Raw genomic sequence first — 24,860 nt, 5'->3', positions numbered from 1 at the left:
GCCGCCGCGCTCTGCCCACCCCGGCAGGGCGGATTCACAGCCTGCCTCCTCATCCCCTAGACTGCGCTCCCCGCCGTCAGCGTTGCGTGCCGGCCTCTCGTCCCGAGGAGCGCCTCGCTCGTGATCCGTCTCAGCCTGCTTCCCTGCCTCTTCCTGCTGTCGTGGCTGCTCGCCGCACCGGCGCAGGCCGCCGCGCCCATCGACCTGCGTGACTGGAACCCCGAGCTGCAGCCCATGCACGCGCTGGAGGGCGATTGGCGGCTGACCTGGATCGAGCCGGAGCGCGCCGAGCAGCAGGTGCGCATCCCCTTCACCTGGGGCAAGGGCACCCCGAGGTTCTGGGGGGAGGTGGGGTTCGGCCGGGTGGAGCTGCGCAGCCAACTGATGCTGCCCGCCCACACCCGCCAGCTCGCGCTGTACTTCGATGACTTCAAGTCGGCGGCGCGGGTCTGGGTCGACGGTGCCCTGGTGCTGGAGCGCGGGCGGCCGGGCGATGCGCAGGACGAGGTGCCGCGCCTGCAATCGGCCATCGTGCCCCTGCCCCTGGGGCACACGCAGGTGGACATCCGCATCGAACTGTCCAACCACTTCCACCACGAGGGCGGCATCGACATGGCCGTCAGGGCCGGCACCCTGCAGACGCTGCAGATGGACGCGAGCCGGCAGCGTGCCCTCTACCTGCTGACCGTCGGCGCGGCCTTCATGATGGCGCTGTTCATGGGCCTGCTCGACCGCAGCGCGGCGCGCTCGCTGGGGGGGGCGCCGCTGGCCGCCATGCTGGTGCTGGCCGGGATGCGCGCGGCCTCCAGCGGTGAGCTGCTGGACCACTACCTCCAATGGCCGGCGCTCTGGATCTATCGCATCGAGTACCTGTCCGGGCACCTGTTCGCGCCGGCCTACGGTTTCCTCCTGCTGCGCCTGTTCCCGGGGGAGCTGTCCCGGCGGATCGTGGCGCTGCTGGCCTGCGTAGGGGCGCTCGGTGCCGCCCTGACGCTGCTGCTGCCCGCTTCCTTCTTCACCCTGCTGCGCGACCCCTGTGCCCTGTGGCTGCTGCTCAGCGAGCTGTACTTCCTCGGCGCCCTGCTGCTGGCCGCCAGGCGTCGCCGGGCGGGCGCCATGGGCGTGCTGCTGGGGATGGTGGTGATGGATGCCACCATCATCAACGACCTGCTGATGTACTCCTTCAGCGTCTCGACGCTCAACCTCATCCCGGTAGGGGTGCTGTTTTTCCTCCTCTCCCACGGCCTGGTGGTGGGGAGCCGCGTTGTCGCCGCGCTGCAGCACAGCAACCAGTTGCGCGACGACCTCCAGCGCCTCAACGCCTCGCTGGAGGCCCGGGTCGACGAGCGTACCCGGGCGCTGGCCGTGGCCCGCGACCAGGCGCTGCACGAGGCGCAGCAGTCCCTGGAACGCGAGGCGATGCTCAGCCACGAGCTGCGCACGCCGTTGGTCGCGATCCAGGGGCATCTCCAGCTCCTCGACCAGGGCGGGCTGGACGGCCGCCAGCAGCAGCGCATCGAGACGGTACGGACCGCGGCGCAGAGCCTCACCGACGTGCTCGACGGCCTGATGCTGCTCAGCCGCGCCGAGAAGCTGGAGCTGCCTGCGGCCCAGGCCTTCTCCCCCGGGCGGCTGGCCGAGGAGTGCGCCTCGATCTTCCAGCCCCAGGCCGAGGCACGCGCCCTGCGGCTGTCGACGGCCTGCGCGGCCGACCTGCCGGCCTTCGTGCTGGGCAACCCGAAGCCGCTGCGGCAGATCCTCTTCAACCTGCTGGGCAATGCCCTGAAGTTCACCGACAGCGGGGAGGTGGTCATCCGCCTGGACAAGACCGGCGAGGGCATCGCCATCGAAGTCAGGGACACCGGGCCCGGTATCCGTCCCGAGCTGCAGGCCAGCATTTTCGACGCCTTCGTGCGGGACCCGCTTTCCGACCGGCCCGGCATCGGCCTGGGGCTCTACATCAGCGCTCGGCTGGCCGCCCTGATCGGCGGGCAGCTGACCCTGGACAGTGCACCCGGGCGTGGCACCGCCATCCGCCTGGCGTTGCCGTGGCCGGAGGTCGGCGAGCCCGAGCCGGACGCGGACGAAGTCGCCCTGCTGCAAGGCATGCGCGTGCTGCTGGTGGAGGACGTGGACGTCAGCCGCCTGGTGACCGCCGAGTTGCTGCAGAGCTGGGGCTGCCAGGTCGGCACGGCCAGCTCCGGCCTCGAAGCGGTCGCCGCCTGCCTGGCCGCCCCCTACGACCTGGTGCTGATGGACATGCGCCTGCCCGACATCGACGGGCTCGCCGCCAGCCGCAGGATCCTCGAAGGGGCCCGCGAGCCCAGGCCGCTGCTCCTGGCCCTGACCGCCAACGCGGGTGACCTGGACCCCCAGCAGTGCCGGGAGGCCGGGCTGGCCGGCGTGCTGGCCAAACCCCTGCATCGCGAGGCCTTGCTGGCCGTCCTGGAGCGCTGGGAGACGCCCGCCCCGGTGGCGGGACAGCAGGCCGAGGCGATCTCGAGGGAGCGCCTCGCGATGCTGCGGGGCTGGCTCGGCGCCGCGCTGTTCGACCGCCTCCTGCCGACCCTGTGCACCTCGTTGCGCGAGATACGGGCGTCGCTCGCCTCGCTGCCCGATGGCGGGCAGGGCACCGAGCAACTGGAAGCGCTGTGCCACCGCCTGCGGGGCAGCACGCTCAACTTCGGGCTCGATCAACTGGCCCAGGCGGCGGAGCGCACCCGTCGGGCGGAGCAGGTCCCGGCGTTGCTGGCGGTGCTCGACCGCCACCTGGCGCTGCTCGAGGATCGGCTCGCGGTCGAGGCCGCCATGAGGCGAACTGACGCATGAGGTGGCGAGCCGTCGCCGCTTTGAGTCAGAATCCGCGCCGGTCCGAAACAGGGAAGAGGGCGTGATGGCCGACAAGCTGGTGGTGGTGGAGGATGCTCCCGAGATCCGCGACATGATGGTCCTCTACCTGCAGAGCGCGGGGTACGAGGTGCATGCCACCGACTCGGGGTGGCAGTGCCTGGAGCTGGTGCAGGCCCAGAATCCGGCGCTGGTGCTGCTGGACATCGGCCTTCCCGACCTGGACGGCCTGACCGTCACGGCGCAGCTGCGCCGCCGCCATCCGCAGCTAGGCATCATCCTGGTGACCGTGCGCGACGAGGACTACGACCGGGTCGTGGGCCTCGATGCCGGTGCCGATGGCTACCTCACCAAGCCGCTGAACCTGAACATCCTCCAGGCCCAGGTGCGCAGCCTGCTGCGCCGCTGTGGCGGGACAGAGCGGGGCAGCGACTTCAACCTGCACCTGGGGCGTTTTCGCGTGGACCTGCTGCGCCGGCGCATCTACGACCCGCAGGGCCAGGACGTGAACCTCACGCCCGGCGAGTTCGCCCTCCTGATCGGCCTGATCGAGCGGCGGGGCAACGCCATCAGCCGCCAGGACCTGCTCCACTGCGTGCGCCGTGGCCAGGGCGCGGACGAGCAGGTCGACGTGCGCACCGTGGATGCGCTGGTGGTGCGCCTGCGTCGCAAGCTGGAGCTCAACGCCAACCGGCCACAGCTCATCCTGACCGTCTACGGCAAGGGTTACAGGCTGGCGACCAACGACGAGATAGGCGGCCGTCCCGCGCCCTAGCCGGCCGCTCCCTCCCGCCTGGCCCGAGGCCGCGTCTACTCCCGATGGCCAGGTCCATGCCACGCCTTTCTCCAGGTCGGACTTAGACTAAATGGCTAGGTGGCCAGGCTGTGCAGCCCCGCGATGGAGGGATTTAATGCGGGCACCAATCAAAAGACACTGCCGGCCTCCACCCCTGCCGGGGAGGCGTCATCGGCCGGTGCTGCACGAGGTGCTCCGATGTCGTCGTCCCGCCTGCCCGTTGCGCTCGCCTGCTCTCAATCCCTGCTTGCCGCCCTCCTGCTGTTCGCCGTCCAGGTCGCCTGGCTGCCCTGGGCCGTCGCGCTCGCCGGCCTGGTCGCCGTGCCCTGGTTGCCGCGGCTGGCCAGCCGCCGGGCGGCTGCCGAGGCACCGGCGCAGGCGGGCACGGACATCGCCCGCCTGACCCGCGAGCTGTCCTTCACCACCAGCCACAATGCGCTGTCCGCCGCCGGCGTGGCCTATTCGGTGAAGCAGTTGGGCGAGCGCCTGGAGTCGCAGCTGGACGCCGCCGCGCGCATCGTCGCCAGCGCCGAGGTGATGATCGATACCGAGCAAGCCACCTCCCGCCTCAGCCTGGAGGCCCAGGCCTCGTCCCGCGAGGCGCGGCAGAGCAGCGAGGCCGGGCGCGAGGTGTTGCGCGGTGCCATCGAACGCATGCACGCCCTCAATGCCCGTGCGCGCGACAGCCGCGAACTGATCGCCACCCTCAGCCAGCGCAGCGAGGAGATCCAGCGGGTGACCTCGGTGATCCAGTCGGTCGCCAGCCAGACCAACCTGCTGGCGCTCAACGCCGCCATCGAGGCGGCGCGGGCCGGGGAACACGGGCGCGGTTTCGCCGTGGTCGCCGACGAGGTGCGTGGCCTGGCCGGGCGCACGGCCAGTGCCACGGAGGAGGTGGGGCAGATGGTCGCCGACATCCAGCGCCAGACCGCCGAGGTGGTGGCGCAGATCGAGCGCCTGTCCACCGAGCTGGACGAGGGCGTCGCCCAGGTCGAGCTCACCGGTCGTCACCTGGAAAGCATCGCCGGCCTCGCGGTGGGCGTGGAGGCGCAGATCGGCGTCATCGCCAACGGTGCCGAGACCAACCGCGAGCAGCTCACCAGCCTGTTCGCCGCCGTCGACCAGGTGCGCAGCGACCTGGGCATCAGCGACCAGCAGACCCAGCGCCTGGCCGAGGCGGCGGTGCAACTGGAGGGCCAGGCGGAGACCATCAGCGAGCGCCTCGCCGAAGTCGGCCTGGATGACTACCACCAGCGCGTCTACGACCTGGCGCGCGAAGGCGCCGAGCAGATCGCCCGGCGCTTCGAGGCGGACATCGAGCAGGGCAGGGTGGGGCTGGAGGATCTCTTCGACCGCCACTACCAGGCGGTGCCCAACACGGCGCCGCCCAAGTTCCGCACCCGCTTCGACAGCTACGCCGACCAGGTGCTGCCGGCGATCCAGGAGCCTTTGCTCAAGCGCCACGAGGGCCTGGTCTTCGCCATCGCCTGCACCCCCGAAGGCTACGTGCCCACCCACAACCAGGCCTTCGCCCACCCGCCCGTCGGCGATCCGCAGGTGGACATGCTGCGCAGCCGCAGCAAGCGCAAGTTCAGCGATCGCACCGGCATCCGCTGCGGCAGCCACCAGAAGCCGCTGCTGCTGCAGACCTACACCCGCGACACCGGCGAGCTGATGCACGACCTCTCGGTGCCGATCTACATCCGTGGCCGCCACTGGGGCGGCCTGCGCCTGGGCTACCGCCCCGAGCAGGGCTGAGCCCGCACGGTCCGTAGGTTGGCACCGAGCGCAGCGAGGCCCAACGATGCTATGCCTGGCCGCGTCATGTCGGGCTTCGTGCCCCAGCCCCACCCACGGGGCGGTGTGATCCCGCCGTAACGCCGATGGCAGAGGCCTCGAACCTGTCCGCGGCATCTACTACCAAATGAGTAAGGCATCGCTTCCATGGGGGCATTCCGGGGGCTCCGGGGCGCTGACTAAGATCGGCCCATCACCTGGCCACGTCTCGGCCGGGCACCGACAAGAGAGGCCATCGTCATGATCTATGCGCAACCGGGTACCCCTGGCGCCGTCGTCACCTTCAAGCCGCGCTACGGCAACTTCATCAACGGCGAGTTCGTCGCGCCGCTGGCCGGGCAGTACTTCACCAATACCTCGCCGGTGAATGGCGAGGTGATCGCCGAATTCCCCCGCTCCGATGCCGCCGACATCGACCGCGCGCTGGACGCTGCCCACGCCGCCGCCGATGCCTGGGGCAGGACCTCCGTGCAGGACCGCGCGCTGATCCTGCTGAAGATCGCCGACCGCATCGAAGCCAACCTGGAAGTGCTCGCCGTCACCGAGACCTGGGACAACGGCAAGGCCGTGCGCGAGACGCTGAACGCCGACGTGCCTCTGGCCGCCGACCATTTCCGCTACTTCGCCGGCTGCATCCGCGCCCAGGAAGGTTCCGCCGCCGAGATCAACGAACACACCGCCGCCTACCACTTCCACGAGCCGCTGGGCGTGGTCGGCCAGATCATCCCGTGGAACTTCCCGCTGCTGATGGCCGCCTGGAAGCTCGCCCCCGCCCTGGCCGCCGGCAACTGCGTGGTGCTGAAACCCGCCGAGCAGACCCCGCTGTCGATCATGGTGCTGGCCGAGATCATCGGCGACCTGCTGCCCCCGGGCGTACTCAACATCGTCCAGGGCTTCGGCAAGGAAGCGGGCCAGGCCCTGGCCACCAGCAAGCGCATCGCCAAGATCGCCTTCACCGGCTCCACCCCGGTGGGCGCGCACATCATGCATTGCGCGGCGGAGAACATCATTCCGTCCACGGTCGAGCTGGGCGGCAAGAGCCCGAACATCTTCTTCGAAGACATCATGCGTGCCGAGCCGGCCTTCATCGAGAAGGCCGCCGAGGGCCTGGTGCTGGCCTTCTTCAACCAGGGCGAAGTGTGCACCTGCCCGTCGCGGGCGCTGGTGCAGGAGTCGATCTTCGAGCCGTTCATGGTCGAGGTGATGAAGAAGATCAAGGCGATCAAGCGCGGCAACCCGCTGGACACCGACACCATGGTCGGCGCCCAGGCCTCCGAGCAGCAGTACGACAAGATCCTCAGCTACCTCGACATCGCCCAGCAGGAGGGTGCCGAGCTGCTCGCCGGCGGTGCTTCCGAGCGCCTGGGTGGCGATCTCGCCAGCGGCTACTACATCCAGCCGACCCTGCTGAAGGGCCACAACAAGATGCGCGTGTTCCAGGAGGAGATCTTCGGCCCGGTGGTCGGCGTCACCACCTTCAAGGACGAGGCGGAAGCCCTGGCGATCGCCAACGACACCGAGTTCGGCCTGGGTGCCGGGCTGTGGACCCGCGACATCAACCGCGCCTACCGCATGGGCCGTGGCATCAAGGCGGGCCGCGTGTGGACCAACTGCTACCACCTCTACCCGGCCCACGCCGCCTTCGGTGGCTACAAGAAATCCGGCGTCGGCCGCGAGACCCACAAGATGATGCTCGACCACTACCAGCAGACCAAGAACCTGCTGGTGAGCTACGACATCAACCCCCTGGGCTTCTTCTGATCCCCGAGCCTGGACCGGCCCGCCGCCTGCGGGCCGAATCCCCTTGTCGACCACCATCGCCCGTACAAGCTGCACACTCCGATCGGGCGGATGATTGTCGAGACACGGCCCTTCGGGGCCGTTTTTTTTGCCCATGCGAATCCACCCTGTGGGATCGAATTCATTCGCGATGGAGCATCCGGCCACTCGAAGCACCGTGCTGGCGGGCAGGTCTTTCGCGGCTGAAGCCGCTCCCACAGGCCGCCTTTCGGGGCTCGGCCGAACTCCGCAATGGTGGACCGATGAAGCGCGGTCCACCCTACATTCCGATCACCGCCGAGGTCGGTTCGGGCGCGGTGATTCGTAGGGTGGATGACGCTCTTTTCATCCACCAAGCGAGCTCGCCGGAGATCCATGGCGAGTCCGTTTCGCGATGACCCCGCTGTGTCATCCGGACCCTGACACAGCTGTTCCACCTCCCGTTGCGCCTGTCCCGCACCTGCGACATCTGCCCGCCCAGGGAGATTGAGGGCGCCTCTCCGATCAAGCCGCCAAACCCCTCTGCCACGGGCCCTGCAGCCATCCAGCGCAACGCTGGCACAGCCATTGCGATAGGGCTGGGGCCGTGGCGCGAGGCCGCGGCCCTAATAAGAATCGGAGACCCACTGATGAAGCACATCGGCCTGCAACGCAGCGGAGGCTGGGAGCCGCCGCCCGCCGCCTCGACCCTCAAGCACCTGATCGCCGCCATCGCCCTGGGCGTGGCCTGTTCCTCGGCCGCGTGGGCGGCGGACGTGGACGGCAAGCGCATCATCGCCGCCGACCAGGAGCCCGGTAACTGGATGAGCCACGGGCGCACCTACGACGAGCAGCGCTACAGCCCGTTGAAGACCATCAACGACGGCAACGTCGGCAAGCTCGGCCTGGCCTGGAGCTACAAGCTGGACCTGGACCGCGGCGTGGAGGCGACCCCCATCGTGGTCGACGGGGTGATGTACACCACCGGGCCGTTCTCGGTGGTCTACGCGCTGGATGCACGCAACGGCAAGCTGCTGTGGAAGTACGACCCGCAATCGGACCGCAACCGCGCCGGCGAAGCCTGCTGCGACGCGGTGAACCGGGGCGTGGCGGTGTGGAAGGACAAGGTCTACGTCGGCGTGCTCGACGGCCGCCTGGAAGCCATCGACGCCAAGACCGGCACGCGCGTCTGGTCGGTGGACACGCGCAACGACAAGGCGCGCAGCTACACCATCACCGGCGCGCCGCGCGTGGTGAACGGCAAGGTGATCATCGGCAACGGCGGCGCCGAGTTCGGCGTGCGCGGCTACGTCACCGCCTACGACGCCGAGACCGGCAAGCAGGCCTGGCGCTTCTTCACCGTGCCGGGCGACCCCAAGCTGCCGCCCGAAGACAAGGCCATGGAGATCGCCCGCAAGACCTGGCACGGCGACGCCTTCGTCGAGCAGGGTGGCGGCGGCACCGCCTGGGACTCGTTCGCCTTCGACCCGGAGCTCAACCTGCTCTACATCGGCGTCGGCAACGGTTCGCTGTGGGACCCGAAATGGCGCAGCCAGGCCAAGGGCGACAACCTGTTCCTGTCCTCCATAGTCGCCGTCAATGCCGACACTGGCGAATACGCCTGGCACTACCAGACCACCCCCGGCGATGCCTGGGACTTCACCGCCACCCAGCACATGATCCTGGCCGAGCTGCCCATCGAGGGTAAGCCGCGCAAGGTGCTGATGCAGGCGCCGAAGAACGGCTTCTTCTACGTCATCGACCGCGCCACCGGCGAGCTGCTCTCGGCCAAGGGCATCGTGCCGCAGAACTGGACCAAGGGCATGGACATGAAGACCGGCCGGCCCATCGTCGACGAGGAGAACGCCGCCTACTGGAAGAACGGCAAGCGCAACCTGGTGACGCCGGCCTTCTGGGGCGCCCATGACTGGCACCCGATGTCCTACAACCCCGACACCGGGCTGGTGTACATCCCGGCGCACATCATGTCGGCCTACTACGAGCACATCCCGGATGCGCCCAGGCGCAACCCGTTCAAGAGCATGTACCAGCTGGGTTTGAAGACCGGGATGATGCCCGAGGGCCCGGACGGCCTGCTGGAGATGGCCAAGACCTGGTCCGGCAAGCTGATCGCCTGGGACCCGGTGAAGCAGGAGCCGGCCTGGGAAGTGCCCTACATCACCATCTTCAACGGCGGCACCCTGAGCACCGCGGGCAACCTGGTGTTCGAGGGCAGCGCCGATGGCCGGGTGATCGCCTACGCCGCCGACAGCGGCAAGAAGCTCTGGGAGCAACCCGCTGCCAGCGGCGTGATGGCGGCACCGGTGACCTACAGCGTCGACGGCGAGCAGTACGTGACCTTCATGGCCGGCTGGGGCGGCGCCTTCTCCACCTTCGCCGGGGCCCTGTCCCTGCGGGCCGGCGTGCAGCCGTTCTCCCAGGTGCTGACCTACAAGCTCGGCGGCACCGCCAAGCTGCAGGAACCGGCACCGCCGGCCGACGCCCCGGAGCCGCCGCCGCTGACCGCCAGCGCTGCGGATGTGGAGGCCGGCGCCAAGCTCTACGACGGCCACTGCTCGCAGTGCCACGGCATCCATGCGGTGAGCGGCGGCGTGCTGCCGGACCTGCGCAAGCTGACGAGCGAGAAGCACCAGATGTTCCTCGGCATCCTCTACGGCGGTCGCGTGCCCGACGGCATGCCGTCCTTCGCCGAGGCGTTCAACGCCGCCGAGGTCGAGCAGATCCACCAGTACCTGATCAAGCGCGCCCATGACCTCAAGCAGGAAGGCGACGCCTGGACGCGCTTCAGCGCCAAGTGATCCGCCGGGCGGGCCGGATGCCCGCCCGTTCCACTCCCTGAAAGCAAGCGAGAGCGACCATGACCGAGACCCCCCTCTACCAGAACTACATCGCCAACGCCTTCGTCGGCAGCGACCAGCACATCGAGGTGCACAACCCGGCCAACGCCGAGCTGCTGGCGCGGGTGCCGGAATCCCCCATCGAGCAGGTGGAGCGGGCCATCGCCGCCGCCCGTGGCGCGCAGAAGGCCTGGGCCGCCAAGCCGGCCATCGAGCGCGCCGGCTACCTGCGCCAGATCGCCACCAAGGTGCGCGCCAATGCCGAGCGCCTGGCGCGGATCATCACCCGCGAGCAGGGCAAGGTCCCGGCGCTGGCGCGGGTGGAAGTCGACTTCACCGCCGATTACCTGGACTACATGGCCGAGTGGGCACGGCGTCTGGAAGGCGAGGTGCTGACCAGCGACCGGGTCAACGAGCACGTATTCCTGCTGCGCAAGCCGCTGGGTGTGGTGGTCGGCATCCTGCCGTGGAACTTCCCGTTCTTCCTCATCGCCCGGAAGATGGCGCCGGCCCTGCTGACCGGCAACACCATCGTCATCAAGCCCAGCGAAGAGACGCCGATCAACTGCTACGAATTCGCCCGCCTGGTGGCCGAGACCGACCTGCCCAGCGGTGTGTTCAACGTCGTTGGCGGGCGCGGCGCCAGCGTCGGCCACAGCCTCACCAGCCACGCCGGGGTGGACCTGATCAGCTTCACCGGCAGCGTCGGCACCGGCGCGCGGATCATGGCCGCCGCCGCGCCGAACATCACCAAGCTCAACCTGGAGCTGGGCGGCAAGGCCCCGGCCATCGTCCTCGCCGACGCCGACCTGGACCTGGCAGTGACCGCCATCACCGCCTCGCGGGTGATCAACACCGGGCAGGTGTGCAACTGCGCCGAGCGCGTCTACGTGGAGCGCAAGGTGGCCGATGCCTTCATCGACAGGATCGCCTCGGCCATGGCCGCCACCCGCTATGGCGACCCCTCGGAAGACGCCGAGCTGGACATGGGCCCGCTGATCAACCAGGCCGGCCTGGACAAGGTCGCGCAGATGGTGCGCACCGCCCAGGGCCAGGGCGCCCAGGTGGTGACCGGCGGCGCCGTGGCCGACAAGGGCAAGGGCTTCCACTACCAGCCCACGGTGCTGGCCGGCTGCAAGGCGGACATGGAGATCATGCGCAAGGAGATCTTCGGCCCGGTGCTGCCGATCCAGATCGTCGACGACCTCGACGAAGCCATCGCCCTGGCCAACGACAGCGAGTACGGCCTGACCTCATCGATCTACACCCGCAGCCTCGGTGCGGCTCTCAAGGCCAGCCGCGAGATCGATTTCGGCGAAACCTACGTCAACCGCGAGAACTTCGAGGCCATGCAGGGCTACCACGCCGGCACGCGCAAATCCGGCATCGGCGGCGCGGACGGCAAGCACGGGCTGTACGAGTTCACCCACACCCATGTGGTGTACATCCAGGAGTGAGGGGCAGGCGTGGCGGCGGTGTTCGCCGTCACGCCCGATCGCGAATGAATTCGCTCCCACGGGGCGTACACCGGGCGAATGAATTCGCCCCTACGGTCAGAACATTTCATTGGGCTGGACGATGCCGTGCTTCTTCATCTTGCGGTACAGCGTGGAGCGGGAGATGCCGCTGGCGCCGGCCGCCGCGCTGATGTTCCAGCGGTGCTGGCGCAGGGTGGCCAGCAGGTGGCGGGCTTCGTCGTCGCCCAGCTGGTCGGCGAGGCTGGCGGGTTCGGCGTGGCTGACCGGCGTAACGGGGAGGGCGGCCTGATGCAGCTCGGCGGGCAGGCAATCGCAGTCGATCACGCCGTCCTCGGCCAGGGCCACGGCGTAGCGCAGGGCATTGAGCAACTGGCGGATGTTGCCCGGCCAGGGATGGGCGAGCAGGCGCTGGCGGGCCGCGTCATCCAGGCGCAGCCCTTCGGCGCCGGGCTGGGCGGCGAGCAGGGCGTCGATCAGCTCGGCGCGGTCGCTGCGCTCGCGCAGGGCCGGCAGGGAAAGGGTCATGCCGCTGAGGCGGTAGAACAGGTCCTCGCGGAACGCCTTGGCCTGGATCATCCCGGCCAGGTCCTGGTGGGTGGCGGAGACCACCTGCACATCCAGCGGCACCGGCGTCTCGGCGCCCAGGGGGAAGATCTCGCGCTCGGCCAGCACGCGCAGCAGGCGCGTCTGCAGGTGGGCGGGCATGTCGCCGATCTCGTCGAGGAACAGGGTGCCGCCGTTGGCCAGTTCCAGCTTGCCCTTCATGCCCTTCTTGCTGGCGCCGGTGAAGCTGCCGCCGCGGTAGCCGAACAGCTCGCTCTCGATCAGCGTCTCGGGGATGGCCGCGCAATTGAGCGCCACGAAGGGCCCCGCGCGACGGGCGCTGGCCTGGTGGATGGCGCGGGCGAAGGCCTCCTTGCCGGTGCCGGTCTCGCCGGTGACGAGGATGGGGATGCCCTTGTCGATCACCTTGCGGATGCGCCGCACGCCTTGCTGCAAGTGCGGGTCGCTGCCGCCGAGGCGTTCCAGGCCGGAGTGATCGCTGGCCGGCGTGCGCACCTGTGGCGCGGGCGTGGCCGGGCGCAGGTGCCCGGCGGGGATGCGCAGGCCGACGTCCACCAGGGCCTCGCCCTGCAGGGCGCGCAGGCGCACGCCACGGGCGCCGCCGCTGGTGAGGCTGAGCAACTCGTCGACATTGGCCGGCAGCAGGCTGTCGATGCGCCGGCCGAGCAGGGTGCTGCCCGGGGCTTCCTCATAGGCGACGAAGGCTGCGCGGTTGGCGCCGATCACCCGGCCTTGCTCGTCGAGGGCCAGCAGCTGTTCGTTGGCCAGGTCGGTGATGTCGTCGCGGGGCTTGATGGCCAGGGTCAGGCGGTCGCGGTAGCTCTGGCGGAAGTGGGCGTTCTCGATCAGCCGGGCATACATGATCACCAGTTGCAGGGTCAGGTACTGCGCCTCCTTGGGCCCGTCACTGTTCAGGCAGGTGGCGTTGAGGCAGCCGCGCAAATGGCCCTGGGCGTCGAAGATCGGCGAGACCGAGCAGCTCAGCCGCGCGTTGGCCGCGAGGAAGTGTTCCTGGCGGTGGATGGTCAGTGCCTGGCCGGCCGCCAGGGCGGTGCCGATGCCGTTGGTGCCGACCACGGACTCGTCCCAGCGCGCGCCGACGATCAGGCCGGACTGGGTGTAGCGGTCGCGCTCGGCGGGCAGGCGGGCATCGAGGGTGATGCCGTCCTCGTCGCTGAGCAGCACCGCGAAGCCGGCCTGCACCACGCGGCGGGCGAGGCCGGTGACGCCCTGGCTGGCGATGGCCAGGTATTCCTGGTGCTGGGCCTGGTGCTGGCGGATCTCGGCGGCGGTGAGGATGTTCTTCTCGCCGCGCCCGCTCGGGTTGAGGCGGTGCTGGGTGACGCTGCGGTACCAGGACTGGGCGATCAGCCCGTCGGGGCGGATGCCACGCCCGGAAAAATGATGGTCGACGAAGGCCGCGAGTTCGCTGGCGCTGGTCTCCGAGGCATGCGAGGTCATAGGCACTCCCGTTGGCCGCTGGCGGCCCCTGGGGGCGCGCCTCGGCGTCTTGTTGTTTTTGTCGAACCGGCAGCCCGGCCGGACGCTCCAACCATAGACCGCAGGGCAGCCGCCCGCCGTTATCCATCCGTCGGAGGTGGCATGGATACAGCAAGGCACATGCCGGAAGCATTCGACGCCGCCGCAAGGCCCGGCCCAGGGCGCTTCGTCGCCGGGCCGCGCCATGCGCGGCGCATGGGCAGCCGTCGCAGGAATGCGACAGCTGTAGCGGGCGGGCGCACAGCTGTCGCACGCACGCTACCAAATCAGGACCGGAACTCGTTCGAAAGTAGCATTCGGGGGTACCGGGCCTGGTGGTTAACTCAAACCTGCCGGAATTCTCCGGCGCAATAAGAAGAGGATCGACCCATGTGGACTAAACCCGCCTATACCGACCTGCGCATTGGCTTCGAAGTGACCATGTACTTCGCCAACCGCTGATCGTCCTTGCCCCGGTTCGCCGGGGCTTCCCGCCAGGGGTTCCCATGCATATCCAGATTCTCGGCTCCGCCGCCGGCGGGGGCTTTCCGCAGTGGAACTGCAACTGCCGCAACTGCGCCGGCCTGCGCGCCGGCACCCTGAACGCCGAAGCGCGTACCCAGTCCTCCATCGCCCTGAGCGATGACGGGGTGAACTGGGTGCTGTGCAATGCCTCCCCCGACATCCGCGCGCAGATCGAGGCCTTCCCGGCGTTGCAGCCGGCCCGGCGCCTGCGCGACACGGCCATCGCCGCCGTGCTGCTGATGGACAGCCAGATCGACCATGTCACGGGCCTGCTGACCCTGCGGGAGGGCTGCCCGCACCCCGTGTGGTGCACGGAGATGGTCCACCAGGACCTGACCAGCGGCTTCCCGCTGTTCACCATGCTGCAGCACTGGAACGGCGGCCTGGTCTGGAACCCCATCGCCCTGGACGGCGAGCCCTTCACCATTCCCGCCTGCCCGGGGCTGCGCTTCACCGCCATCGCCCTGCGCAGCAGCGCGCCGCCTTACTCGCCGCACCGGGGCAACCCGCACCCGGGCGACAACATCGGCCTGTTCGTCGAGGACCTGCGCACCGGCGGCTCGCTGTTCTACGCGCCGGGCCTGGGGCAGGTGGACGAGGCGCTGCTGGGCTGGATGCGCCGCGCCGATTGCCTGCTGGTGGACGGCACCCTGTGGCGTGACGACGAGATGCGCGTGTGCGAGGTGGGCGACAAGCTCGGCAGCGAGATGGGCCACCTGCCGCAGAGCGGCCCAGGCGGCATGCTGGAGGTGCTCGACGGCCTGCCGGACAAGCGCCGGGTGCTCATCCACATCAACAACACCAACCCCATCCTCGATGCCGATTCCGCCGAGCGCGCCGAACTGGACGCGCGCGGCATCGAAGTGGCCCGCGATGGCATGGCCATCCGCCTCTGAGCGCCGGCCCGAACAACGAGGAGCTGTCCATGCAACAGACCGCCATGAGTCCCGAGCAATTCGAACAGGCGCTGCGCGCCAAGGGCGCCTACTACCACATCCACCATCCCTTCCATGTGGCGATGTACCAGGGCCGCGCCAGCCGCGAGCAGATCCAGGGCTGGGTGGCCAACCGCTTCTACTACCAGGTGTGCATCCCGCTGAAGGATGCGGCGATTCTCGCCAACTGCCCGGACCGCGACACCCGCCGCGAGTGGATCCAGCGCATCCAGGACCACGACGGCGCGCCGGGCGAGGCGGGTGGGATCGAGGCCTGGCTGCGGCTCGCCGAGGCAGTGGGGCTGGACCGTGAGCAGGTGCTGTCCCAGGAACTGGTGCTGCCGGGCGTGCGCTTCGCCGTGGACGCCTACGTCAACTTCGCCCGCCGCGCCAGCTGGCAGGAGGCGGCGAGCAGCTCGCTGACCGAACTCTTCGCGCCGCAGATCCACCAGTCGCGCCTCGACGCCTGGCCCACCCACTACCCCTGGATCGATCCGGCCGGCTACGACTACTTCCGCTCGCGCCTGTCCCAGGCCCGGCGCGATGTGGAGCATGGCCTGCGCATCACCCTCGCGCACTACCGCACGGTCGAGGCCCAACAGCGCATGCTGGAGATCCTGCAGTTCAAGCTCGATGTGCTGTGGAGCATGCTCGATGCCATGAGCATGGCCTACGAGCTGGAGCGCCCGCCGTACCACACGGTGACCCGCGAGCGGGTCTGGCACAGGGGGCTGGGGCAATGAGCGAGGTGCTGCAATCGAAGACCCCGCAACTGCGCCGGGGCTTCCGTTTCCAGTTCGAGCCGGCCCAGGGCTGCCACGTGCTGCTCTACCCGGAAGGCATGATCAAGCTCAACGAGAGCGCCAGCGAAATCCTCAAGCTGATCGACGGCCAGCGCAGCGTCGCGGCCATCATCGACGACCTCACCGGGCGCTTCCCCGATGTGCCGGGGGTGGACGAGGACATCCTCGCGTTCATGGAGGTGGCCAGTGCACAGTTCTGGATCGAGCTGCGTTGAACCGCCCCGCACGGCCAGCCAGCCCGGCCCGCCGTTGTGGTTGCTGGCCGAGCTGACGTACCGCTGCCCGTTGCAGTGCCCGTACTGCTCCAACCCCCTGGATTTCGACCGCCAGGGCGCGGAGCTGTCCACCGCCGAGTGGATCGAGGTGTTCCGCCAGGCCCGTGAGCTGGGCGCGGCGCAGCTGGGCTTCTCCGGCGGCGAGCCGCTGGTGCGCCAGGACCTGGCCGAGCTGATCCGCGCGGCACGCGGCATGGGCTACTACACCAACCTGATCACCTCCGGCATCGGCCTCACCGAGGCGCGCATCGCCGAGTTCGCCGAGGCGGGGCTGGATCATATCCAGATCAGTTTCCAGGCCGCCGACGAGGAGGTGAACAACCTGCTGGCCGGCTCGCGCAAGGCCTTCGCCCAGAAGCTGGCCATGGCCCGGGCGGTGAAGGCGGCGGGCTACCCGATGGTGCTCAACTTCGTCACCCACCGGCACAACATCGACAACATCGAACGCATCATCGACCTGTGCCTGGAGCTGGAAGCGGACTTCGTCGAGCTCGCCACCTGCCAGTTCTACGGCTGGGCCGAGCTGAACCGTGCCGGCCTGCTGCCGACCCGCGAACAACTGGAACGCGCCGAGGCCATCACCAATGCCTACCGCGAGAAGCTGGCGGCCGAGAACCACCCCTGCAAGCTGATCTTCGTCACCCCGGACTACTACGAGGAGCGCCCCAAGGCCTGCATGAACGGCTGGGGCAACCTGTTCCTCGACATCACCCCGGACGGCACCGCGCTGCCCTGCCACAGCGCGCGGCAGCTGCCGGTGCAGTTCCCCAACGTGCGCGAGCACAGCATCCGCCACATCTGGCAGGACTCCTTCGGCTTCAACCGCTTCCGGGGCGATGCCTGGATGCCCGAGCCGTGCCGCTCCTGCGACGAGAAGGACCGCGACTTCGGCGGCTGCCGCTGCCAGGCCTTCATGCTCACCGGGGATGCCGCCAACGCCGACCCGGTGTGCAGCAAGTCGGCGCACCACGGCATCATCCTCGACGCCCGCCGCCAGGCCGAGGAGGCGCCACGGGGCGTGGGTGAGCTGGTATTCCGCAACCCGGGCAATGCGCAGCTGATCGCCAAGGCGTAAGGGCTGTTCAGTGAGGCCCGGGTTCGCCGGAGCACTGCGGGGTTGCGCCTTGCACCGTCACCCTCGCGAACGCGGGGGCCCACCCAAGAGGACCTGTCTGGAAATCGCCATGCCCCACGCCACCTTCCCCTACGGCACCTGGCCCAGCACCTTCAGCGCGCTCGACGCGGCAGGCGCCAGCCGTGACTTCGCCGAGCTGAAGCGCTGCGCGCACGGCCTGTTATGGACCCTTTTCGACCCGCAGGACGCGCGCACCACGCTCTGGTTGTGGCGCGATGGCCAGGCGCGCTGCCTGACGCCGGTGGGCGTTTCCCTGCGCAGCCGGGTGCACGAGTACGGTGGCGGTGCCTTCTGTGCGACCACCGAGGGCGTGGCCTTCGTCAACGAGGCGGACCAGCAGCTCTATCTGCAGAGCGTGGACGGCGAACCCCGACCCCTGACCCGACGCCTTGGCAGCCGCTACGGCGACCTGCAGTTCGATGCGCGTGGCCAGGCGCTGCTGGCGGTGGAGGAGTGCCATGGCGGTGATGCCGTGCGCAATCGCCTGGTGAGCGTCGCCCTGGGCGACGGCACGCGCAGGGTGGTGGCCGAGGGCGCTGACTTCTATGCCTCGCCGACCCTGGACGCTTCCGGTCGCCGCCTGGCCTGGATCGAATGGAACCGCCCCGAGCAGCCCTGGACCGCGACCCGCCTGTGCGTGGCCCGGCGTGAAGACGACGGCGCCTGGCAGGACCCACGGCAGGTGGCGGGCCACGAGGGCGAGGAGTCCCTGCAACAGCCACGCTTCAGCGCCGATGGCCGCCTGCTGTGCCTGAGCGACCGCCACGGTTGGTGGCAGCCCTGGGAGGAATCCGCTGCTGGCTGGCGCCCGGTATCGGGCAGCGTGGAGGCCGATCACGCCGCCGCGCCCTGGCAACTGGGTGCCTGCACCTGGCTACCGCTGGAGGCGGATGGGCTGCTGGCGAGCCGTTTCGAGCAGGGCTTCGGCGGGCTGGTGGAGCAGGGCGGGGCGGGTGAGCGACGCCTGGCGCAGGCCTTCAGCCGCTTCCGTGCCCTGGCATTCGATGCGTTGTACTTCTATGCCATCGCCTCGGCACCGGACCGGCTGCCGGCGGTGATCGCCATCGACCGCAGCGAGGGCCGCGTCGTGGTGCTGGCCGGTGGCGAGCAACCGCTGCCCGACGCCCAGCTGTCACGCCCGGAGCCCGTGGATTTCGACACCGGCCAGGGCGAGCGCGCCCACGGCTTCTTCTACCCGCCGCGCAATGCCCAGGTGCAGGGGCCGGTGGATGGGCGCCCACCGCTGCTGGTGTTCATGCATGGCGGGCCGACCTCCGCCTGTTACCCGCAGTTCGACCCGCGCATCCCGTTCTGGACCCAGCGCGGTTTCGCCGTGCTCGACCTCAATTACCGGGGCAGCAGCGGCTACGGCCGCGCCTACCGCCAGCGCCTGCGCGGGGAGTGGGGGTGCATCGAGGTGGAGGACGCCTGCGCGGCGGTCGCCCACCTGGCCGCTGCCGGGCGCATCGACGGCGAGCGGGCCTTTATCCGTGGCGGCAGCGCCGGTGGCTACAGCGCCTTGCTGGCCCTGGCCGAGGGCCGCACCTTCCGCGGCGGCGCCAGCCTCTACGGCGTCAGCGACCCGCTGGCGCTGCGCCGGGTCACCCACAAGTTCGAGGCCGACTACCTCGACTGGCTGATCGGCGACCCCGACCTCGACGCCGACCGCTACCGCCAGCGCACCCCGTTGCAGCGCCTGGCGGACATCGAGGCGCCGCTGATCTTCTTCCAGGGTGGCCGCGACGCCGTGGTCGTCCCCGCGCAGACCCACGCCATGGTCGACGCCCTGCGCCAGTTGGGCCGCGAGGTGGAGGTGCACCTCTATCCCGACGAAGGCCACGGCTTCCGCCAGGCCGCCAACCTCGCCCATGCGCTGGAGACGGAGTACGGGTTCTACCGGAGGTTGCTCTGATCGCATGGCGATGGGGTGGGATGCTCACAAGCACTGAAGCGGGCGACTCGCAATCGGCTGGCACCCATTGGTCGGATTGAAAACGTCCCTGATTCCAGTAGTCTGCTTCCCATCCCATAACAAGAACGATCAGGCGGATCATGCGCCACGACATCAGCCAACTGCGTAAATTCGTGTCCCCCGAAATCATCTTCGGCGCCGGCTGCCGGCATAACGTCGGCAACTACGCGAGCACTTTCGGTGCGCGCAAGGTGCTGGTGGTGTCCGACCCCGGTGTGCTCGCCGCCGGCTGGGTCGCCGATGTGGAGGCCAGCCTGCAGGCCCAGGGCATCGACTACTGCCTGTTCACCCAGGTCTCGCCCAACCCGCGCGTGGAGGAGGTGCGGCTGGGGGCGGACTTCTACCGCAGCGAGGGCTGCAACGTGATAGTCGCCGTGGGCGGCGGCAGCCCGATGGATTGCGCCAAGGGCATCGGCATCATGGTCGCCCACAACCGCTGCATCCTCGAGTTCGAGGGGGTGGACACCATCCGCGTGCCGAGCCCGCCGCTGATCCTCATCCCCACCACCGCCGGCACCTCGGCGGACGTGTCGCAGTTCGTGATCATCTCCAACCAGGCCGAGCGGATGAAGTTCTCCATCGTCAGCAAGGCGGTGGTACCGGACGTGTCGCTGATCGACCCGGAAACCACGCTGAGCATGGACCCCTTCCTCTCTGCCTGTACCGGCATCGATGCGCTGGTGCACGCCATCGAGGCGTTCGTGTCCACCGGCAGCGGGCCGCTCACCGACACCCACGCGCTGGAGGCCATGCGCCTGATCAACGGCAACCTGGTGCAGATGATCGCAACGCCCGACGACATCGCCCTGCGCGAGAAGATCATGCTCGGCAGCATGCAGGCGGGGCTGGCCTTCTCCAACGCCATCCTCGGCGCGGTGCACGCCATGTCCCACAGCCTCGGCGGTTTCCTCGACCTGCCCCACGGCATGTGCAACGCGGCGCTGGTGGAGCATGTGGTGGCCTTCAACTACAGCGCCGCGCCGGAGCGTTTCCGCGTGGTGGCCGAGACCCTGGGCATCGACGGGCGCGGGCTCAACCACAACCAGATCCGCCAGCGCCTGGTGGAGCACCTGATCGCCTTCAAGCAGTCGGTGGGCTTCCACGAGACGCTGAAGCTGCACGGCGTTTCCACCTCCGACATCCCCTTCCTGTCGCGTCACGCGATGGAGGACCCCTGCATCCTCACCAACCCGCGCGAGTCCAGCCAGCGGGATGTCGAGGTGGTGTATGCCGAGGCCCTCTGAGGAGCAGCGCCAGGCGCTGCTCGGGCTGGGCAGCCATTCGGCGCGCAAGAGTCACTATCCCGAGCTGCTGAGCCGGCTCGAGGAGCTGGAGACCGAGCGCAACCGCTACAAGTGGCTGTTCGAGCACGCGGTGCACGGCATCTTCCAGGCCAGCCTGCAGGAGGGCCTGCGTGCGGCCAACCCGGCCCTGGCGCGGATGCTCGGCTACGACTCGCCGGAGCAGTTGTTGTGGGCGCTGACCGATCTCGCCAGCCACCTGTTCGTCGGTGGCGAGGTGGAGCTGGCGCACATCCGCGCCGAGCTGCAGCGCCAGCAGGGGCTGTTCGGCTACGAGACGCGCCTGCGTCGCCAGGACGGCAGCCATGTCGACGTGCTGATGAACCTGCTGCTGAAGCCGGACGAGGAGGGGCTGTTCGAAGGCTTCGTCGCCGACATCACCGAACGCATCCTCGCCCAGCAGCGCCTGCAGACCTTGAACGACGAGCTGGAGCAGCGGGTGGCGGCGCGCACCCTGGAGCTGCAGACCCTCAATGGCCAGCTGCGCGAGGCGCGCGACGCCGCCGAGGCCGCCAACCAGAGCAAGGACAAGTACCTGGCCGCCGCCAGCCACGACCTGCTGCAACCGCTGAACGCGGCGCGGCTGCTGGTCTCGACCCTGCGCGAGCGCCATCTGCCGGGGGCCGAGCAACTGCTGGTGGAGCGCACCCACCTGGCCCTGGAAGGCGCCGAGGACCTGCTCACCGACCTGTTGGAAATCTCCAAGCTGGACCAGAGCGCGATCCGTCCGGACATCGACGCCTATCGCCTGGACGAGCTGCTGGCGCCGCTGGCTTCGGAGTTCCAGAGCGTCGCCCAGTCCGCCGGGCTGCAACTGCGCGTGCGCATTCCCAGGGGGCTCGCGGTGAGCACCGATATCCGCCTGCTGACGCGCATCCTGCGCAACTTCCTCAGCAACGCCTGCCGCTACACCGAGCGTGGCCGCGTGCTGCTCGGCTGCCGGCGCCAGGGCGACAAGGTGCGGCTTGAGGTGTGGGACAGCGGGCGGGGCATTCCGGCGGACCAGCTGCAGGCGATCTTCCTCGAGTTCAACCAGCTGGACCGGGGCCGTGCGGCCGAGCGCAAGGGCGTGGGCCTGGGGCTGGCCATCGTCGACCGCATCGCCGGCATCCTCGGCTGCCCCATCGGCGTGCGCTCGCAACCGGGGCGCGGTTCGGTGTTTTCCATCGAGGTGCCGCTGGCGGAGGTGCTGCCCGCACGCCGCGAGGAGCGGCCGCCGCGCCCGGTCACCGGCGACCCGCTGCCGGGCCGGCGCCTGCTGGTGCTGGATAACGAGGCGAGCATCCTCCACAGCATGGCCGCGCTCCTGGGGCAGTGGGGCTGCGAGGTGGTGACCGCGCCCGACCTGGAGAGCGCCCTGGGCAACCTCGCTGGCGTCGCGCCGGAGGCGATCCTGGCGGACTACCACCTCGATCACGGCGTGACCGGTTGCGAGGTGGTGCAGGTGCTGCGCGGGCAGTTCGGCCGGGCGATCCCGGCGGTGATGATCACCGCCGACCGCAGCGACGAGTGCCGGCGCAACCTCCAGGCCCTGGGCGCGCCGCTGCTGAACAAGCCGGTCAAGCCCGGCAAGCTGCGCGCGGTGCTGAGCCAGTTGCTGCTCTGATCCCGGGCGGGCCCCGGCCGGTCAGTTGCCGTGCGGGGTGTCGGCCAGCACCTGCCTGAGCCGGGCCCGGTAGTCGGCGGATTCGCGCTGGCGGGCGATCTCGTCCCAGAGGGCCTGGGCGAGGGCGGGCCGCTCGTCCACCAGGCGGTTCGACAGCATCAGGTAATAGTCCTTCTGCTCCAGCGGCACCGGGCGCTTCTCGATGTCCTGGCCGATGTCCGGATGGCTGGCCAGGAGCTGGTCGGCGCGCAGGGTCTGCATGGCGGCGGTCTCGAAACGGTGGCCATGGAGCATGCGCAGCAGGGCCAGCGGGTCGCGGCTGGTTTCCTCGACTTCCAGGCCGTGGGCCTTGAGGAAATCGATGATGGAAAACCCGCTGAGCGAGGCGACGCGGCCACGGATGCCGCTGAAGGCCTTGCCGTCCCAGTCGGCCTGGCTGCCCCGCAGGCGGTAGAGCGAGTAGGAGGCGCTGTGCAGGCGCTTGCCCGTGTCCAGCGAGCCGTCGGCGCGGTACGGGTAGTGGCCCATGACCTGGCGCTCGGTCTTGAACGCGGCGGCGAAGGCGCCATCGTACTGGCCCCGGGCGAGGCCATCGAGGCAGCGCTTCCAGGGCATCGGCTGGCGTTCGATCTTCAGCTTCAGCGCCTGTTGCACACGATCGAACAGCACCTGGTTGAGGCCCTTGTCGTCGAGCATCACCCAGGGCCAGGAATCCTGGTCCTCGTAGCAGAACACCAGCTTCCCGGGCTCGGCCGCCTGGACCTGGAAGGTGAGGAGGCAGGTGAGGGCACAGGCGATGAACGGGATCGGCGACATGGTGGCTCGGTTTCAGGCAGGCGCCCGGGAAGTGTAGTCAGGCCTGGGGCCCTGGGTTGGCGGGCGCCTTTTAGCATGATGGCAAAGCGCCGTCTGCGGTCCTCGGGCGAACTTGAGAACCCGGTCAGGAATGGGGCGTGCCGCCGGATGAACGGGGGCGGGAGGCGGGGACGAAAATGGCCGCAGGAGGCGGCCATGAGGTTTCCGCAGCGGGGGAGGCGGAGGCGATATCGGCGCGGCGGGAGCGCCGGACTTTTCCGTCGTGGCCAAGTGAGCCGCCAGCGGCATCAGATGGGGGCTGGTCCCTCAGCCGCAGCCAGTTTCGCCGGCCTGTATTGCAGGCCTGTGACGATCGCCGAAGAAAATTTTCATCGCTATATAGTTTTATACATAGCGAGGCGCTAGAGTCGGCTTCCGTTCCACATCCTCCGACCTCGCACAACAACCAAGGAGTGTTCCCATGGGCCATCTGTCTCGCCTGCTCGCCACGCTTGCCGCCTGCTCCACCGCCAGCCTGGCCCTGGCCCAGGATGTCCAGGTGGCGGTCGCCGCCAACTTCAGCGCACCGATCCAGGCCATCGCCAGGGACTTCGAGCAGGACACCGGCCACAGGCTGTTGATCGCCACCGGTGCCACCGGCCAGTTCTACGCGCAGATCAAGAACGGCGCGCCGTTCGAGGTCTTCCTCGCCGCCGACGACACCACCCCGGCCAAGCTGGAGAAGGAAGGCGACACCGTTGCCGGCACCCGCTTCACCTACGCCGTCGGCACCCTGGCCCTGTGGTCGGCCAAGGACGGTTATGTCGACGCCAAGGGCGAGGTGCTGAAGAACAATGAGTACAAGCACCTGTCCATCGCCAACCCGAAGGCCGCGCCCTATGGCCTGGCCGCCACCCAGGTGCTGGAGAAGCTGGGTCTGACCGCCCAGGTCAAGGGCAAGCTGGTGGAGGGCCAGAACATCACCCAGGCGCAGCAGTTCGTTTCCAGCGGCAACGCCGAGCTGGGCTTCGTCGCGTTGTCGCAGGTCTACAAGGATGGCAAGGTGACCGGCGGCTCCGCCTGGATCGTGCCGGCCGAGCTGCACGACCCGATCAGGCAGGACGCGGTGATCCTCGCCAAGGGCAAGGACAACGCCGCCGCCAGGGCGCTGGTCGACTACCTGAAGGGCGACAAGGCCGCGGCGGTGATCAGGTCCTACGGCTACGAGCTTTGACTGACTGAGGAAGCGGTGCGATGCCACTGAGCGGTGACGACTGGGCGGCGATCCGGCTGACCCTGGAACTGGCGAGCCTGACCACGGCCCTGTTGCTGCTGGTGGGGACGCCCATCGCCTGGTGGCTGGCCCGCACCGGGTCCTGGCTGAAGGGGCCCGTGGGGGCGGTGGTGGCGCTGCCGCTGGTGCTGCCGCCCACGGTGATCGGGTTCTACCTGCTGGTGAGCATGGGGCCCAACGGTTTCATCGGCCAGTTCACCCAGTCCATCGGCCTGGGCACCTTGCCCTTCACCTTCGCCGGGCTGGTGGTGGGGTCGGTCTTCTATTCGCTGCCCTTCGTGGTGCAGCCCCTGCAGAACGCCTTCGAGGCCATGGGGCCGCGCCCGCTGGAGGTCGCAGCCACCTTGCGCGCCAGCCCCTGGGACAGCTTCGTCACCGTGGTGCTGCCGCTGGCCCGGCCGGGCTTCGTCACCGCTTCCATCCTCGGTTTCGCCCACACGGTGGGGGAGTTCGGCGTGGTGCTGATGATTGGCGGCAACATCCCGGAGAAGACCCGGGTGGTCTCGGTGCAGATCTTCGATCACGTCGAGGCCATGGAGTACGCCCAGGCCCACTGGCTGGCCGGTGGCATGGTGGTGTTCTCCTTCCTCATACTGCTGGCCCTGTATTCCAGCCGGCGCATGAAGCCGGGCTGGACCTGAC

Annotated in this window: 18 protein-coding genes; 16 read left to right on the top strand and 2 right to left on the bottom strand. The window is 69.2% G+C overall.

Going from position 1 to position 24,860, the window contains the following annotated elements; all coding sequences use genetic code 11:
* Positions 1-120 precede the first annotated feature (120 nt).
* The 6 genes from HSX14_RS31430 to aldA all read left to right on the top strand — a co-directional run bounded on the left by HSX14_RS31430 (position 121) and on the right by aldA (position 11,513).
* Positions 121-2,829 carry an ATP-binding protein gene (locus tag HSX14_RS31430; RefSeq protein WP_173172425.1) on the top strand — a complete coding sequence of 903 codons (2,709 nt, stop codon included), beginning with the start codon at positions 121-123 and terminating at the stop codon, positions 2,827-2,829.
* 64 nt (positions 2,830-2,893) lie between these two features.
* Positions 2,894-3,622, top strand: coding sequence for a response regulator transcription factor (locus HSX14_RS21020; RefSeq protein WP_173172427.1), 729 nt, complete (start codon positions 2,894-2,896; stop codon positions 3,620-3,622).
* A 123-nt stretch (positions 3,623-3,745) separates the two neighbouring features.
* Positions 3,746-5,401 (top strand): methyl-accepting chemotaxis protein, encoded by a 1,656-nt coding sequence (locus HSX14_RS21015; RefSeq protein ID WP_420803749.1) that lies wholly within the window; start codon positions 3,746-3,748, stop codon positions 5,399-5,401.
* Positions 5,402-5,680: 279 nt separating this feature from the next.
* Positions 5,681-7,201, top strand: coding sequence for an acetaldehyde dehydrogenase ExaC (exaC, locus tag HSX14_RS21010; protein WP_175384277.1), 1,521 nt, complete (start codon positions 5,681-5,683; stop codon positions 7,199-7,201).
* A 647-nt stretch (positions 7,202-7,848) separates the two neighbouring features.
* Positions 7,849-10,017, top strand: a complete 2,169-nt coding sequence (locus tag HSX14_RS21005; protein WP_173177907.1) for a PQQ-dependent dehydrogenase, methanol/ethanol family — start codon at positions 7,849-7,851, stop codon at positions 10,015-10,017.
* A gap of 59 nt (positions 10,018-10,076) precedes the next feature.
* The gene (gene aldA, locus HSX14_RS21000) at positions 10,077-11,513 is read left to right on the top strand and encodes an aldehyde dehydrogenase (RefSeq protein ID WP_173177910.1); all 1,437 of its coding nucleotides are present in this window, start codon (positions 10,077-10,079) and stop codon (positions 11,511-11,513) included.
* A gap of 96 nt (positions 11,514-11,609) precedes the next feature.
* Here the strand turns inward: aldA and HSX14_RS20995 are convergent, their stop codons facing one another.
* Positions 11,610-13,559 (bottom strand): sigma-54-dependent Fis family transcriptional regulator, encoded by a 1,950-nt coding sequence (locus tag HSX14_RS20995; RefSeq protein ID WP_173177912.1) that lies wholly within the window; start codon positions 13,557-13,559, stop codon positions 11,610-11,612.
* A 408-nt stretch (positions 13,560-13,967) separates the two neighbouring features.
* On the opposite strand from HSX14_RS20995, the gene pqqA reads away from it, so the two are divergent.
* The 8 genes from pqqA (at position 13,968) to HSX14_RS20955 (ending at position 22,129) form a co-directional block, all read left to right on the top strand.
* Positions 13,968-14,039 carry a pyrroloquinoline quinone precursor peptide PqqA gene (gene pqqA / locus HSX14_RS20990; RefSeq protein WP_003243383.1) on the top strand — a complete coding sequence of 24 codons (72 nt, stop codon included), beginning with the start codon at positions 13,968-13,970 and terminating at the stop codon, positions 14,037-14,039.
* A gap of 44 nt (positions 14,040-14,083) precedes the next feature.
* Positions 14,084-14,998 (top strand): pyrroloquinoline quinone biosynthesis protein PqqB, encoded by a 915-nt coding sequence (gene pqqB, locus HSX14_RS20985; RefSeq protein WP_173177914.1) that lies wholly within the window; start codon positions 14,084-14,086, stop codon positions 14,996-14,998.
* Between the two features lie 29 nt (positions 14,999-15,027).
* Positions 15,028-15,780, top strand: a complete 753-nt coding sequence (gene pqqC, locus HSX14_RS20980) for a pyrroloquinoline-quinone synthase PqqC (RefSeq protein ID WP_021222616.1) — start codon at positions 15,028-15,030, stop codon at positions 15,778-15,780.
* Complete coding sequence (gene pqqD / locus HSX14_RS20975; RefSeq protein ID WP_043241947.1) at positions 15,777-16,055, top strand: pyrroloquinoline quinone biosynthesis peptide chaperone PqqD; 279 nt, start codon at positions 15,777-15,779, stop codon at positions 16,053-16,055. The genes pqqC and pqqD overlap by 4 nt, the downstream gene beginning before the upstream one ends.
* Positions 16,027-17,190: a pyrroloquinoline quinone biosynthesis protein PqqE gene (gene pqqE, locus HSX14_RS20970; RefSeq protein WP_173177916.1), complete on the top strand. Its 1,164-nt coding sequence runs from the start codon at positions 16,027-16,029 to the stop codon at positions 17,188-17,190. The genes pqqD and pqqE overlap by 29 nt, the downstream gene beginning before the upstream one ends.
* A 109-nt stretch (positions 17,191-17,299) precedes the next feature.
* Entirely contained in the window at positions 17,300-19,162 is a 1,863-nt protein-coding gene (locus tag HSX14_RS20965) for a S9 family peptidase (RefSeq protein WP_173177918.1), read from the top strand.
* Positions 19,163-19,302: 140 nt separating this feature from the next.
* Positions 19,303-20,466, top strand: a complete 1,164-nt coding sequence (gene ercA / locus HSX14_RS20960; protein WP_173177920.1) for an alcohol dehydrogenase-like regulatory protein ErcA — start codon at positions 19,303-19,305, stop codon at positions 20,464-20,466.
* Positions 20,450-22,129 (top strand): hybrid sensor histidine kinase/response regulator, encoded by a 1,680-nt coding sequence (locus tag HSX14_RS20955; RefSeq protein WP_173177922.1) that lies wholly within the window; start codon positions 20,450-20,452, stop codon positions 22,127-22,129. Before ercA ends, HSX14_RS20955 begins: the two co-directional genes overlap by 17 nt.
* A 21-nt stretch (positions 22,130-22,150) precedes the next feature.
* Here HSX14_RS20955 and HSX14_RS20950 read toward each other — a convergent pair whose 3' ends face one another.
* Complete coding sequence (locus HSX14_RS20950) at positions 22,151-22,945, bottom strand: substrate-binding periplasmic protein (protein ID WP_173177924.1); 795 nt, start codon at positions 22,943-22,945, stop codon at positions 22,151-22,153.
* A 460-nt stretch (positions 22,946-23,405) separates the two neighbouring features.
* On the opposite strand from HSX14_RS20950, the gene modA reads away from it, so the two are divergent.
* Together modA and modB are read left to right on the top strand one after the other, a co-directional pair.
* Complete coding sequence (modA, locus tag HSX14_RS20945) at positions 23,406-24,158, top strand: molybdate ABC transporter substrate-binding protein (protein ID WP_173177926.1); 753 nt, start codon at positions 23,406-23,408, stop codon at positions 24,156-24,158.
* 20 nt (positions 24,159-24,178) lie between these two features.
* Complete coding sequence (gene modB, locus HSX14_RS20940) at positions 24,179-24,859, top strand: molybdate ABC transporter permease subunit (protein ID WP_173177935.1); 681 nt, start codon at positions 24,179-24,181, stop codon at positions 24,857-24,859.
* The last annotated feature ends 1 nt before the right edge of the window (position 24,860 follow it).

It is taken from the genome of Pseudomonas tohonis (assembly GCF_012767755.2).
In the GTDB taxonomy this organism is placed as follows: Bacteria; Pseudomonadota; Gammaproteobacteria; order Pseudomonadales; family Pseudomonadaceae; genus Metapseudomonas; species Metapseudomonas tohonis.
Note: the sequence above shows the minus strand (reverse complement) of the source record. Positions and strands in the feature narration are given on the sequence as shown.